Origin of the sequence: Streptococcus infantis ATCC 700779, from assembly GCF_000187465.1 — a bacterium.
Lineage (GTDB): Bacteria > Bacillota > Bacilli > Lactobacillales > Streptococcaceae > Streptococcus > Streptococcus infantis.
Genome location: NZ_GL732439.1, coordinates 1,251,958 through 1,265,997 on the forward strand (window position 1 = coordinate 1,251,958; position 14,040 = coordinate 1,265,997).

Sequence of the window (14,040 nt, forward strand, 5' to 3'; positions counted from 1 at the left end):
TCCTCCTTGACCGTCTGTCGGTCGCTAAACACGGGAAACAATTTATATCCCGTATTTCATTTTCAAAAAAAGGACAGGAAGCCCTCTAATAGAGAGTTTCCCCATCCTATTGTTCTGTTTATTTTTCTTCGACGCGAACGCCTTGTGTATCTACTTGCAAATCATGAAGCTTGCCTTTGAAAGGTTGCTTTTCAAGCTCTGCCTTAATCTTAGGCATATTGTCAGGATCAGCCAAGACCATAACAGTCGGACCAGCACCAGACAAGTAGGTTGCATAAGCACCATTTCTCTTAGCAACTTTCTTGATCGTCGCAAATTCTCTCACCAGTTCTTGACGGTAACGCTCATGGAAAAGGTCACTCTCAATAGCCTGGCCTGCTTTGACCATATCTCCAGTCAGTAGGGCTGCAATAGCCACATTAGCGATAGAACTTGCCGCAACGGCTTCCTTATAAGATAGTTTCTTAGGCAAGACACCACGACTATCTCTAGTGCGCAATTCATAGTTTGGAATGTAGGCTAGAAAGGCACACTCTGGAAAAGGCGCCACAACAGCAGAAACCTGACCTTCTACCGAACTGGCAATGACGAGGTTTCCATAGATAGCAGGTGCAACATTATCAGGATGCCCTTCAATCTTAGTCGCCAATTGTAATTTTTCATGTTTGCTTAATTTCAAGTTTCCGAGTTGATTTGCCAGTTCAATCCCAGCAACGATGACCGAGCTCGATGAACCTAGTCCACGCGCAAGCGGAATATCACTGACCATCTTCAGACGTCTAGGTTGGAGGTCTGGAACAATTTGTAGAGCAATCTTCAGCAAAAGATTACGTTCATCACGTGGAATCCATTTGCCTAATTGGTGCTCAATCATCCATTCTTCACGTTCCTCACAAACCTGAATTTCTAGGTACTTAGTTACAGCTACTCCAACCGAGTCAAAACCAGGACCCACATTGGCACTTGTAGCAGGTACAATAATCTTCATCTTAGTCTCCTAAAACCTTGAAGGTGTTGAGAAGTTCAAACTCGGCTACCGCCTTCAAAGCTGCTGTAATATTTTCAAGCTGGGCCTTGTTGATTTTATGAGTGATGATGACAACACGAGCCTTGCCTTCTTGCTTACCATCTTGAAGGATTTGCTTGAAGGAAATATCTTCTGCGTTAAAGAGCTCAGCCAATTTCAAGACTTGCCCTTTTGAGTCTGGAGCCAAGATTGAGAAATAATAGTTAGCTTTGACATCTTCTGGCTTAGCCAAGACTACTGGACGGCTGTATTCATTAAAGGCTTTTCCAATTGTTCCATCATTCAGACGACGAACGATACGGGCAATATCAGCCACAACACTTGTTGCAGTTGGTTTTTGACCTGCACCTGGTCCATAGTACATAGATTCCCCGATACCGATAGATTCCACAAAGACCGCATTCATAACACCGTTAACACTTGCAAGTGGGTGTTCTTTAGGAAGGAAGGTTGGCGTAACCTCAGCAGCAATACCAGATGCCGTTTCTTCAACAGAACCAACCAATTTGACTACGTAACCAAGTTCTTGAGCTACTGCTACATCTTCTGGAGTAATGTTGCGAATTCCTTGGTGGCTTACATCTTCAAACTTAACATTCATTCCAAATGCAAACTGGCTGAGGATGACCATCTTGTATGCCGCATCAATCCCATCAACGTCATTGGTAGGGTCGCTTTCAGCAAAGCCAAGTCGTTGTGCTTCTGCCAAAGCATCTTCATAAGACCAACCTTCTGTTACCATTTTGGTCATCATGAAGTTAGATGTTCCGTTGACAACACCAAGAACGCGTGTGATTTTGTCTGATGCTAATGAGTTAACCAAAGTACGAAGAATTGGGATTCCTCCTGCAACAGCTGCTTCATAGTATAGAGCAACATTGTGAGCTTTGGCTACCTCAAGCAATTCTGCACCATGGACTGCCAAAAGATCCTTGTTAGCTGTCACAACGTGTTTCCCTGCTTCTAAAGCACGAGTGATAAAGGTTTTAGCAGGTTCGATACGCCCCATCAACTCAACAACAATAGTAATGTCTTTGTCTGACAAAATTTCATCGATATTTGTTACAAAATTAAAATCATTTCCTGCTTCAAGCAAGCGGGCTTTCTCTTGATCGTCTTTGACCAAAACTTTAGCTACTTCAATTTCTGACTGGGCTGCTTGAACAATTTTTTCTTTATTTTCCTTTAGCAAGAATGGCACACCACTGGCTACTGTACCAAATCCAAGTAAAGCAATCTTAACTGACATGTTTGTCTCCTCGAAATTTTCTAATAGTCCTATTATACCAAAATTGTGTAAAAATTCCTACCATTCTAAACTAAAAATAGGAGCACCAAATCACAAAAAGAGGCTGGGACAAAAGTCCTAGCCTCTCAATTGCCTTTGGATTGTCGAGCAAGACGCAGTGGTTGAGTGGGCTCTAACTACGCTGATTTCATCAGCTTTTACAGCCCTACTCAACTGTGCGGAGGTGGGACGACGAAATCGAATTCTAACGAATTACCGATTTCTGTCCCACTCTCTCTATTTTCTATCTATTTCACAAAAGCCAATTCCTTGTCACTAGACAAGCCTTCTCGATAATTGAAACCCGCAAAGCTTAGCCTTTTAATCTCTTCAACCGAAGTTACCTGACCTTCCATCAAAGCTGTCAAAAAGGCTCCTCGGGCTTTTTTAGAAATGGTTGAGTGGATTTTTAGTTTTCCATCTCGCTCTTCCATAAACTTGAAGGTCACCATTTTCTCACGGATTTCTTTAGGGAAGACAGTTTCAAACTCCGAAGACAAGAGAGAAAAGATTAGTTCTTCACCCTTCATCGACTCTTCATAGGCCACCTGCCAATGACTTTTCAAGCTTTTTCCAGCGACTTTTAGTTTCATCAAAAAGTCCAGTCTGTGAGGCGCAATCGGTTCAAAGGCTGGAATCACACCATAGAGAGCTGACGTTATCATGAGGTGTTTCTCCAGAAAGGTTTGCTCCTCCTTGGTGAGATCGTTTCGTTTGATGTTGCGATACATGAGTCCATCAAAGAGGTGCAAGGCTGGATAGTTTGTCGCAGTTTCATTTTTCAAGGCCTGGATATGGTCATACTCCTCTTGCGCTTTTCCGGCAGATATTTTGTAAAAACTCTCCAGCTCTTGGGCAGAGTATGTCGCCAATTCATCCAGCACTGCCTGACTTTCAGGACACAAGGGTTTAGCCTCTAAACTAGGGATTTCGGTGTTCATTTCTTTTGCGGTTGGGATTAGAATTTTCATAGTGTTAGTGTAGCATATTTTTTTAGGACTACCAAGGATTTGAGCCTAAAAACCTCGGTGAATACCGAGGCTTCTTTCCTTATTTTGGCAATCCTAACCAGATTGCAAAGAGAACTAGTGCTGTCCCAAGGCAGCTTGCCAAGATAGATGACAGATTAAACTTTTTCTCCTTTAGATGAGAAAATCCTATCTTCAAAGCGAAAAGACCAAGCAACATCGAACCAATCATCAGATAAAACCCCATTTGACTGTCCTCCATTTATTATTCTTTCATTTATTATCACAAATTTCAAACAAGAGTGCAAGAAAAACGAGGTTGTTTCCTTAAGCTTAAAGGATGTACCCTGATCTGGGATACAAGGCCTATATGATAATCCCTTCCAAATGATCCAATTCGTGTTGACAAATCTGAGCCGGAAAACCTGTCAGGGTAATGGTCTGCTCTTGCCAATGGATATCTCTGTAGCTTACTGTAATCTTCTCATACCTAGTTGTCGGTCTTACACCCGTCAAAGACAAACAACCTTCCTCTGTCTCGTATGATCCTTCAAAAGATTGGAGAACTGGATTAAACATAACCATGGGAATCATTCCGATATTAAAAATAATGACGCGTTTTTGTACCCCAATCATATTGGCCGCTAGTCCAACACAGCTTTCTCGGTTAGCCAATAGGGTATCCTGCAAATCCTTTGCTAGGGGTAAATCTTCCTGACTAGCAGGCTGAGATACCTGCGACAAAAACAAGATATCTTTTACAATTTTCTTTTCCAACTACTATTCCTCCATCTTTTTCTCAACTTGATTATAGCATAAAATCTATCTCTGTTTACCATATATAAAAGCAAAAAGCCATCCGAAGATGACTTTTCAATGCTTAAATAGCGTTTTTATCTTTTCCAAGTGCTCGTTGAACTGCTTTGACAATCTCAACAAGGACCACGATCATAAGTGCTCCTACAGCGACCACCATCCATTGAGTCAAACTCAAATGTGACACGTGGAAGAGATTATTAAATCCAGGAACCAAAATTGTCACCACAAAGAGGACAAAGGCAACAGGGATAGACCAGTTAAAGGTCTTGTTTGTAAAGAGTCCCACTTTAAAGATTGATTGGTAAACCGACTTAACGTTAAAGGCATGGAGCAATTGGATCAAACCGAGAGTTGCAAAAGCCATGGTAAGGGCATCCGCATGGATCTCAGTATGACTTTGGTGCTCTGGGAAGAGAAGAGCCCAACCATAAACACCTAAAACGAGCATGGTTTGGAAGATCCCTTGATAAATGATTGCTCCGAAGACACCACCATCAAAGAAGTTAGACTTACGTCCACGAGGTTTGTGAGTCATAACGCCTGGCTCAGCTGGTTCCACCCCAAGAGCGATGGCTGGTAGCGTATCTGTTACCAGGTTAATCCATAGCAAATGCACTGGTTGAAGCACATCCCAACCTAACAAGGTTGCAAAGAAGATGGTGAAAACTTCAGCCATATTGGCAGACAAGAGGTATTGGATTGATTTTTGGATATTTGAGAAGACCTTACGTCCTTCTTCTACCGCTACGATAATGGTTGCAAAGTTATCATCAGCAAGGACCATATCCGAAGCTCCCTTAGAAACTTCTGTACCTGTAATCCCCATACCGATACCGATATCCGCTGTCTTAAGTGAAGGCGCATCGTTGACCCCGTCACCAGTCATGGCAACAACCTTGCCTTCATTTTGCCAAGCTTTAACGATACGAACCTTGTGCTCAGGTGATACACGCGCGTAAACAGAGTATTGCTTGAAGACTTTTTGGAATTCTTCATCAGTGAGTTCATTCAACTCAGCACCCGTGAAGACATGGTCTTCTGTATCATTTGGATCGATGATACCGAGACGTTTAGCGATAGCTTCCGCTGTATCTTGGTGGTCACCAGTGATCATAATCGGACGGATACCCGCTTCCTTAGCGACACGAACAGCTTCTGCAGCTTCTGGACGTTCAGGGTCAATCATGCCGACCAAACCAGAGAAAATAAGGTCAGATTCAACAATTTCAGATTCCAAGGTTGGAATTTCGTTACTTGTCTTGTAAGCCATCATCAAGACACGAAGGGCTTGTTTAGCCAAGTCTTTATTGGTTGCAAGGATAGCATTCTTGTCTTCTTCTGTGATTGGACGAACTTCCCCATTAACTTCAATACGAGTCACACGCTTGAGCAATTGGTCAGGAGCACCCTTAACAGCGATAAAGTATGAACCGTCAGCTTCTTTATGAATGGTAGACATGAGTTTACGGTCTGAGTCAAATGGCAATTCAGCCACACGTGGCTCATCCTTCAAGACTTCACGAACATCAAAGTTGTGGTCCAAACCAAACTGTACAAGAGCTGTCTCCGTTGGATCCCCAATCAGCTTGCCAGATGGGTCCACCTTGGTGTCATTGGCAAAGTTCATGATACGTAGCGTATTGTTGTTAGCAGCAATTTCAGATGCCGAGCTTTGCAATTGACCGTTGGTATAAACTTTTTCAACCGTCATTTGGTTCATGGTCAAAGTACCTGTTTTATCAGATGCGATGATTTCTGTTGAACCAAGAGTTTCAACCGCTGGTAATTTACGAACAATCGAATTACGTTTGGCAAGGGTTGTTGTTCCCAAAGATAGAACGATGGTTACAATGGCAGGAAGTCCTTCTGGAATAGCCGCAACCGCAAGGGCAACCGCAACCATCAAGCCTTCTAAAGGATGTTCACCACGAACGAATACACCAACCAAGAAAGTAATCACTGCAATCACAACAATCAAGTAAGTCAAGGCCTTAGATAATTGTTCCAAGCTTTGCTTCAATGGTGTCTCTGTCTCGTCAGCATTAGCCAACATATCTGCAATCTTACCAACTTCTGTATACATACCAGTATTGGTTACGACACCGATACCACGACCGTATGTTACGTTTGAGTTTTGGTAACCCATATTGACACGATCCCCGATACCAGCATCTGCTTCTACCATTTGAGTAATATCCTTTTCAACCGGTACAGACTCCCCTGTAAGTGCTGCTTCTTCTATTTTAAGAGAAGCTGCTTCAAACAAACGCATATCTGCAGGCACGACATCTCCAGCTTCTAGCAAGACGATGTCCCCAGGCACCAATTCTTTTGAGTCAATCTCAATAACATGACCATCACGACGAACACGAGCCATCGGGCTAGACATATTTTTCAGAGCTTCAATGGCTGCTTCTGCTTGCCCTTCTTGGTAAACCCCAAAGGCAGCATTCAAGACTACAACAGCCAAGATGATAATGGCATCCGTTAGACCGTCCATTCCTTCTGTAATCACAGAAAGTGCCGCTGCCGCAAGCAAGATGATAATCATCAAATCCTTAAATTGATCAAGGAATTTAGCTAGTAGGCTACGTTTCTCGCCCTCTTCCAACTCATTACGACCATAAGTCGCTAAGCGTTCTTGAGCTTGAGCCGTTGACAAACCTTCGATCGATGAGTCCAAGTTCTTTAGGACTTCTTCTGAGGTTTGTGTGTAAAACAAGTCTTTATTTTGTTCTTTTGACAAAACAGTCTCCTCCTTTTTGGCCTCTTTTTACAAAAAAAGAGACCTGTTTTTTAAAAAAACAAGTCTCGCTGTTTAATATAGTGCCGGAAATAATTCGTAATGACGACACTATCGCGGTTAACCGCCAGCTACTCCCTTGAGTAGTTCTATTATATCAGAATTTCAAAAGTTTTCAAGTTTTGAGGTGTGTTTAACTTACTTCCCACATTTGAATTTTCCTTGGAAAACCAGTATAATGAAAGAATACTAAAATGCTAGAAGGGGAGTTAGATGAATCAATCGGTTTCAAACTTAAAATTAGCTGAGCGTGGTGCCATTATCAGCATCTTGACCTATCTATTCTTGTCTGCAGCTAAGCTAGCGACCGGACACCTCCTCCATTCATCCAGTTTGGTGGCAGATGGTTTTAACAACGTTTCAGATATTGTTGGAAACGTGGCCCTCCTAATCGGGATTCGTTTGGCTCGCCAACCGGCAGATAGAGATCATCGCTTCGGCCACTGGAAAATAGAGGATTTGGCAAGTCTCATCACTTCCATCATCATGTTTTACGTTGGCTTTGATGTTCTACGGGACACCATTCAAAAGATACTCAGCCGAGAACAAACGGTCATTGACCCACTTGGTGCGACTCTGGGAGTCATCTCTTCCATTATCATGTTTGTCGTTTATCTCTACAATACCCATCTGAGTAAGCAAGCTAAATCAAAGGCCCTCAAGGCTGCCGCTAAGGACAATCTGTCAGATGCCGTGACATCTCTTGGAACTTCTATTGCTATCCTGGCAAGTAGCTTCAACTATCCAATCGTGGATAAGTTGGTCGCGATTATCATTACCTTCTTTATTCTTAAAACTGCTTATGATATCTTTATCGAGTCATCCTTCAGCCTTTCTGATGGTTTTGATGAACACTTGCTAGAAGATTATCAAAAAGCTATCATGGAAATTCCTAAGATTAGCAAGGTCAAATCACAACGCGGTCGTACCTACGGAAGCAATATTTATCTGGACATCACTCTGGAAATGAACCCAGATCTGTCTGTTTTTGAAAGTCACGAAATTGCGGACCAGGTTGAATCCATGTTATCAGAACGATTTGGTGTCTTTGATACAGACATTCATATCGAACCAGCACCAATCCCTGAGGATGAAATCCTAGATAATGTCTATAAAAAATTGCTCATGAGAGAGCAACTGATTGACCAAGGAAATCAACTGGAAGAGTTACTTGCAGAAGATTTCATTTATATCCGCCAGGACGGACAAGAACTGGACAAGGGAGCCTATAAGGCTGAAAAAGAACTAACCTCTGCCATTAAAGAGCTTCATTTAACCTCTATCAGTCAAAAGACTAAACTCATCCGTTACCAAGTCGGTGATACCATTCATACCAGCATCTGGCGTCGCCACGAAACTTGGCAAAATATTTTCCATCAGGAAACCAAAATAGAAAAAGACTAAAGCAAAACTCCCAACTTTCTCAGTTGGGAGTTTTTTATATTCTTATTTTGCAACGCTCTTAGCAAGAACGAAGTTTCCTAGTGTAGCTGAACCATTGCCAGCAACAGCTGGAGTCACGATATAGTCACGTACATCTGGAACTGGGAGGTAGCCATTGAGTAGGGCTGTGAATTTCTCACGTACACGGTCAAGCATATGTTGTTGAGCCATAACCCCACCACCAAAGACGATGACATCTGGACGGAAAGTTACAGTCGCATTCACTGCGGCTTGAGCAATGTAGTAGGCTTGAACATCCCAGACAGAGTTGTTGAGTTCAATGTTTTCCCCACGAACACCTGTACGAGCTTCCAAACTTGGACCAGCTGCATAACCTTCCAAACATCCATTATGGAAAGGACAAACACCTTTAAATTCTTTTTCAATATCCATTGGGTGTCTAGCCACATAATAATGACCCATCTCAGGGTGACCAACACCGCCAATAAACTCGCCACGTTGGATAACACCTGCACCGATACCTGTACCGATTGTGTAGTAAACCAAGTTTTCGATACGACCGCCGGCATTATTACGAGCAACAACTTCACCGTAGGCAGAACTATTTACGTCTGTTGTGAAGTACATTGGCACGTTTAGAGCGCGACGAAGAGCACCAAGCAAGTCTACATTTGCCCAGTTAGGTTTTGGAGTTGTTGTGATAAATCCGTAAGTTTTTGAGTTTTTATCGATATCGATTGGACCAAATGAACCAATGGCAAGTCCTGCAAGATTGTCGAATTTCGAGAAGAACTCAATGGTTTTATCGATTGTTTCAATAGGTGTTGTTGTAGGAAATTGTACCTTTTCTACAACATTATAGTTTTCATCTCCGACAGCACAGACAAATTTTGTACCGCCTGCTTCCAAACTTCCGTATAGTTTTGTCATGATAAACCTCTTGTATTTATTTTCTCTATTATAGCATATTTCCAGACTGAAAATTGCTCAATATTTTAGATTTTCCTCTGTAAATTTTACCATTCAATCAAAAACGAACAAACATGACATTTGTTCGTTTTTTGATTTATTAAGCTTTAACTTCAATGACTGCGTCACCCTTAGCAACTGATCCAGAAGCAACTGGATTTACTGAAGCAAAGTCTGCAGTGTTTGTTACGATAACCATAGTAGTGTTATCCAGACCTGCAGCAGCAATCTTAGCTGAGTCAAATGTTCCAAGAACATCTCCAGCTTTAACCTTGTCACCTTGGGCAACTTTATGGTTGAAGCCTTCACCGTTCATTGAAACAGTGTCGATACCAACGTGGATCAAGATTTCAGCACCGTTAGCAGTTCTTAGGCCATATGCATGTCCTGTTGGGAAGACAATTGTCACTTCAGCATCAGCTGGTGCGTAAACAACATCTTCACTTGGTTTTACAGCGATACCTTGTCCCATAGCTCCACTTGAGAATACTGGATCATTCACATTTGAAAGAGCAACAACGTCACCAACGATTGGTGTTTGGATTGTACCTTCGCTAGGTGAAGCAATAGTACCAGTTACTGCTTCTTCTGTTAAACGGTCAGTTTCAGCTTCAGAAATTGCTCCTGCAACCTCTTCTACTTCATCTTCGTAACCAAACATGTAAGTAAGAGCAAAACCAAGTGCAAATGATACAGCTACCATAAGAAGATATTGTAGAAGTTGTCCATTACCAACATAAAGAGAAGTTCCAGGAATGATAGTAATACCCATACCAGTACCAGCAAGTCCAAGGATAGATGCCAATCCACCACCAATAGCACCAGCAATCAATGAAAGGAAGAATGGTTTACGGTAACGCAAGTTTACCCCGAAGATAGCAGGCTCAGTAATACCAAGGAAGGCAGAAAGAGCAGCAGGGAAAGCCAAAGCTTTCAATTTAGGATTTTTAGTTTTCACACCAACGGCTACAGTTGCAGCACCTTGAGCAGTCATAGCAGCTGTAATAATAGCATTAAACGGATTAGCTCCTGCAGCTACTAGTTTAGCTTCTAAGAAGTTGAAGATATGGTGAACACCAGATACAACGATTACTTGGTGAACTCCACCAATCAAGAATCCTCCAAGTCCAAATGGCAAATGTAGGATGGCTTGAGTACCTGCTAAAATGTACTCCTCAACTACGTGGAAGATTGGTCCAATAAGGAAGAGTCCGAGAATTGACATTACTAAAAGTGTTACGAATGGTGTTACCAAAAGATCCAAAACTTCTGGAACCACTTTACGAACAGCTTTTTCAAATTTAGCTCCGACAACCCCGATGATGAAGGCTGGAAGAACGGACCCTTGCAAACCAACAACTGGAATAAAGCCAAAGAAAATAGTTGGAGTTACGTCCCCACCAGAAGCTACAACCCAGGCATTTGGTAATTGACCTGCAATTAGCATCATACCAAGAACAATACCGATTGTTTGATTACCACCAAATACACGGAAGGTAGACCAAACAACCAGAGCTGGCAATACAATAAAAGCTGTATCCGTTAAAATCTGTGAGTAAACATTTAAATCATTAGGAAGTGTGTATCCAAGCGAAGCCAAAAAACCACGAAGTCCCATAAAAAGACCAGTTGCTACGATTGCTGGAATGATTGGAACGAAGACGTCACCGAAAGTACGGATGGCACGTTGGAACCAATTCCCTTGTTTAGCAGCTTCTGCTTTCATATCTTCTTTAGAAGATGTTGGCAAACCAAGAGCTACGACTTCATCGTACATCTTGTTTACTGTACCAGTACCAAAGATGATTTGGTATTGACCTGAGTTAAAGAAAGCACCTTGAACTTTTTCCAAGTTCTCGATAGCATCCTTATTAATTTTCGCTTCATCTTTTACCATCACACGGAGGCGAGTCGCACAGTGAGCTACACTGTTGACGTTCTCACGTCCACCCAAGGCTTCGATGACTTTTTTTGCAATTTCTGTATTGGTCATTTGCAAAAATCTCCTTATAAAAAAATTTGTTCTTGTTTGAAAGCGATTTATTCGCCCTACGAGTATTATTTTATCATCTTTCAAAAATATGTCAAGCGTTTTGCAGAAAAAGTTTTTTGATTGTTAAAATTTTTGATAGTTTTTGCTACTTTTTTGATAAAATTCTCTCAAAAACGCCTGTCCCTACGTGTTTTTATGTGTATTTTTTTAAAAACTTTCACATTTTCATTGATTTTCATAAAAATAGGCTCCTAAATATCTGTCAATCGTTTGACATTTTTTTCTTAATTTTATGATAAAAGACTTGCTTTTTTATAAGGAAACGTTTACTATAAAGATAGTAGAATTTATGGAGGGAATATAAATGGAATGGACTACCGAGCGTCGTTATAGACGCTATGAAGATTGGACACAAGAAGAAAGAAAAGAAATCCAAGAAAAGATGGCACAATCCCCATGGCACGTCAGCTATCACATTGAGCCAAAAGAAGGACTCCTTAATGATCCAAATGGTTTTTCTTACTTCGATGGCAAATGGATTGTTTTTTACCAAAATTTCCCCTTTGGTGCAGCTCACGGTTTGAAATCTTGGGTTCAGCTTGAAAGCGACGACTTGGTTCACTTTACTGAAACAGGTGTAAAAATATTACCTGATACTCCTCTGGATAGCCACGGTGCTTACTCTGGATCTGCCATGCAGTTTGGCGATAACTTGTTCCTATTTTATACAGGTAATGTTCGTGATGAAAATTGGATTCGCCATCCTTACCAGATTGGTGCCTTAGTGGACAAGGATGGAAAGATTGAAAAGATTGATAAAATCTTGATTGACCAACCTACTGACGCTACTGACCATTTCCGCGATCCGCAAATTTTTAACTTTAAAGGACAATACTACGCCATCGTTGGTGGACAGGACTTGGAGAAAAAAGGATTTATCCGTCTCTACAAGGCTGTAGACAACGACTACACAAACTGGCAAGAAGTTGGTAATTTGGACTTCAACAATGACCGCACTGCCTATATGATGGAGTGCCCAAATCTAGTCTTTGTCGGAGAACAGCCTGTCCTTCTTTACTGCCCACAAGGTTTGGATAAAAAGGTTCTTGACTATGACAACATTTATCCAAATATGTATAAAATCGGCGCTTCCTTTGACCCAGAAAATGCGCGCATGGTAGATGTGTCTGAACTACACAATCTTGATTATGGATTTGAAGCCTATGCTACTCAAGCCTTTAACGCTCCTGATGGACGTGCCCTAGCAGTCAGCTGGCTTGGGTTACCAGATGTTTCTTATCCATCTGACCGTTTCGATCATCAAGGAACCTTCTCATTAGTCAAGGAACTTACAATCAAAGATGGAAAACTCTATCAGTATCCTGTAGCTGCTATCAAAGAACTCCGTGCTTCAAAAGAGGAATTTTCAAATCGTTCTGAAACTAAGAACACCTACGAACTTGAACTAAACTTAGAGGCTAATAGCCAAAGTGAAATCGTCCTTCTTGCTGATAAAGACGGCAAGGCGCTATCTATCAATTTTGACCTTGTCAATGGCCAAGTTACTGTTGACCGCAGTCAAGCAGGTGAGCAATATGCTCAAGAATTTGGAACTACTCGCTCTTGCTCAGTTACTAATCAAGCAACTACTGTCAATATCTTCATCGACAACTCAGTCTTTGAAATTTTTATCAATAAAGGAGAAAAGGTATTTTCTGGTCGTGTCTTCCCTCATGCGGATCAAAATGGAATCTTCATTAAATCTGGAAACCCAACTGGAACATACTACGAATTAGAATATGGTCGCAAAACTAACTGATGTCGCAAAATTAGCTGGCGTCAGCCCTACTACTGTTTCACGTGTTATCAACAAAAAGGGGTATCTGTCAGAAAAAACCATTCAAAAGGTTAATGATGCTATGCGTGAGCTGGGCTATAAACCCAACAACCTAGCTCGCAGTCTTCAAGGTAAATCTGCCAAGTTAATCGGTTTGATTTTCCCTAAAATCAGCCATGTTTTCTATGCTGAATTGATTGACAAATTGGAACACGAACTCTTCAAAAAAGGTTACAAGACTATCATATGTAATAGTGAGCATGATTCAGAAAAAGAACGTGAATACATCGAAATGTTAGAAGCCAACCAGGTGGACGGCATCATTTCGGGAAGTCATAACCTTGGGATTGAGGATTACAATCGCGTAACCGCTCCGATCATTTCATTTGACCGTAACCTATCACCAGACATACCTGTCGTTTCTTCTGACAACTATGCTGGTGGTGTCCTAGCCGCTCAGACTCTGGCTAAAACTGGAGCCAAATCTATTATCATGATTACAGGAAATGACAATTCCAATTCACCAACTGGACTTCGTCATGCTGGTTTTGCTTCAATCTTACCAAAGGCTCCTATTATCAATGTTTCCAGTGACTTTTCACCCCTTCGAAAAGAAATGGAAATTAAAAATATCTTGACCAAACAAAAACCAGATGCTATTTTCGCCTCTGATGATTTGACTGCTATTTTGGTTATTAAGATTGCCCAGGAACTTGGTATCTCTGTGCCTGAACAACTCAAGGTGATCGGATATGACGGGACTTATTTCATTGAGAATTTCTATCCTCACCTCACTACCATTAAACAACCTATGGAAGAAATTGCTCGCCTGACAGTTGATTTGCTACTGCAAAAAATTGAAGGCAAAGAGGTTGCTACTACTGGTTATTTCTTGCCAGTTAGTCTCTTACCAGGTAAAAGTATTTAAGCAC

Annotated in this window: 11 protein-coding genes; 3 read left to right on the top strand and 8 right to left on the bottom strand. The window is 41.5% G+C overall.

What is annotated here, in order from left to right:
- Positions 1-118: 118 nt before the first annotated feature.
- The 6 genes from thrB to HMPREF9423_RS08595 form a co-directional block, all read right to left on the bottom strand.
- Positions 119-988: a homoserine kinase gene (gene thrB / locus HMPREF9423_RS08570; protein WP_006148922.1), complete on the bottom strand. Its 870-nt coding sequence runs from the start codon at positions 986-988 to the stop codon at positions 119-121.
- A gap of 1 nt (position 989) precedes the next feature.
- Positions 990-2,276 (bottom strand): homoserine dehydrogenase, encoded by a 1,287-nt coding sequence (locus HMPREF9423_RS08575; protein ID WP_006148923.1) that lies wholly within the window; start codon positions 2,274-2,276, stop codon positions 990-992.
- Between the two features lie 287 nt (positions 2,277-2,563).
- Entirely contained in the window at positions 2,564-3,286 is a 723-nt protein-coding gene (gene yaaA / locus HMPREF9423_RS08580) for a peroxide stress protein YaaA (protein WP_006148924.1), read from the bottom strand.
- Between the two features lie 79 nt (positions 3,287-3,365).
- Positions 3,366-3,530 carry a hypothetical protein gene (locus HMPREF9423_RS12060; RefSeq protein WP_006155852.1) on the bottom strand — a complete coding sequence of 55 codons (165 nt, stop codon included), beginning with the start codon at positions 3,528-3,530 and terminating at the stop codon, positions 3,366-3,368.
- A 119-nt stretch (positions 3,531-3,649) separates the two neighbouring features.
- Complete coding sequence (locus HMPREF9423_RS08590) at positions 3,650-4,060, bottom strand: peptide deformylase (RefSeq protein WP_006148926.1); 411 nt, start codon at positions 4,058-4,060, stop codon at positions 3,650-3,652.
- Between the two features lie 103 nt (positions 4,061-4,163).
- The gene (locus tag HMPREF9423_RS08595; RefSeq protein WP_006148927.1) at positions 4,164-6,848 is read right to left on the bottom strand and encodes a cation-translocating P-type ATPase; all 2,685 of its coding nucleotides are present in this window, start codon (positions 6,846-6,848) and stop codon (positions 4,164-4,166) included.
- 270 nt (positions 6,849-7,118) lie between these two features.
- Between HMPREF9423_RS08595 and HMPREF9423_RS08600 the strand changes: the two genes are divergently transcribed.
- Complete coding sequence (locus HMPREF9423_RS08600) at positions 7,119-8,309, top strand: cation diffusion facilitator family transporter (RefSeq protein ID WP_006148928.1); 1,191 nt, start codon at positions 7,119-7,121, stop codon at positions 8,307-8,309.
- 42 nt (positions 8,310-8,351) lie between these two features.
- On the opposite strand, the gene scrK is transcribed toward HMPREF9423_RS08600, so the two are convergent.
- On the bottom strand, positions 8,352-9,239 hold the full coding sequence (scrK, locus tag HMPREF9423_RS08605) for a fructokinase ScrK (RefSeq protein WP_006148929.1): 888 nt from the start codon (positions 9,237-9,239) through the stop codon (positions 8,352-8,354).
- Between the two features lie 139 nt (positions 9,240-9,378).
- Positions 9,379-11,271: a sucrose-specific PTS transporter subunit IIBC gene (locus HMPREF9423_RS08610; protein ID WP_006148930.1), complete on the bottom strand. Its 1,893-nt coding sequence runs from the start codon at positions 11,269-11,271 to the stop codon at positions 9,379-9,381.
- A 364-nt stretch (positions 11,272-11,635) separates the two neighbouring features.
- On the opposite strand from HMPREF9423_RS08610, the gene HMPREF9423_RS08615 reads away from it, so the two are divergent.
- Both HMPREF9423_RS08615 and HMPREF9423_RS08620 read left to right on the top strand, forming a co-directional pair.
- Positions 11,636-13,090: a sucrose-6-phosphate hydrolase gene (locus HMPREF9423_RS08615; protein WP_006148932.1), complete on the top strand. Its 1,455-nt coding sequence runs from the start codon at positions 11,636-11,638 to the stop codon at positions 13,088-13,090.
- Positions 13,071-14,036 (top strand): LacI family DNA-binding transcriptional regulator, encoded by a 966-nt coding sequence (locus HMPREF9423_RS08620; RefSeq protein ID WP_006148933.1) that lies wholly within the window; start codon positions 13,071-13,073, stop codon positions 14,034-14,036. Before HMPREF9423_RS08615 ends, HMPREF9423_RS08620 begins: the two co-directional genes overlap by 20 nt.
- Positions 14,037-14,040: the final 4 nt, after the last annotated feature.

Bases quoted from the DNA above. Each gene is read 5' to 3' on its own strand.
- thrB (WP_006148922.1), bottom strand. From the start codon at position 988: ATGAAGATTATTGTACCTGCTACAAGTGCCAATGTGGGTCCTGGTTTT.
- HMPREF9423_RS08575 (WP_006148923.1), bottom strand. From the start codon at position 2,276: ATGTCAGTTAAGATTGCTTTACTTGGATTTGGTACAGTAGCCAGTGGT.
- yaaA (WP_006148924.1), bottom strand. From the start codon at position 3,286: ATGAAAATTCTAATCCCAACCGCAAAAGAAATGAACACCGAAATCCCT.
- HMPREF9423_RS12060 (WP_006155852.1), bottom strand. From the start codon at position 3,530: ATGGGGTTTTATCTGATGATTGGTTCGATGTTGCTTGGTCTTTTCGCT.
- HMPREF9423_RS08600 (WP_006148928.1), top strand. From the start codon at position 7,119: ATGAATCAATCGGTTTCAAACTTAAAATTAGCTGAGCGTGGTGCCATT.
- scrK (WP_006148929.1), bottom strand. From the start codon at position 9,239: ATGACAAAACTATACGGAAGTTTGGAAGCAGGCGGTACAAAATTTGTC.
- HMPREF9423_RS08610 (WP_006148930.1), bottom strand. From the start codon at position 11,271: ATGACCAATACAGAAATTGCAAAAAAAGTCATCGAAGCCTTGGGTGGA.
- HMPREF9423_RS08615 (WP_006148932.1), top strand. From the start codon at position 11,636: ATGGAATGGACTACCGAGCGTCGTTATAGACGCTATGAAGATTGGACA.
- HMPREF9423_RS08620 (WP_006148933.1), top strand. From the start codon at position 13,071: ATGGTCGCAAAACTAACTGATGTCGCAAAATTAGCTGGCGTCAGCCCT.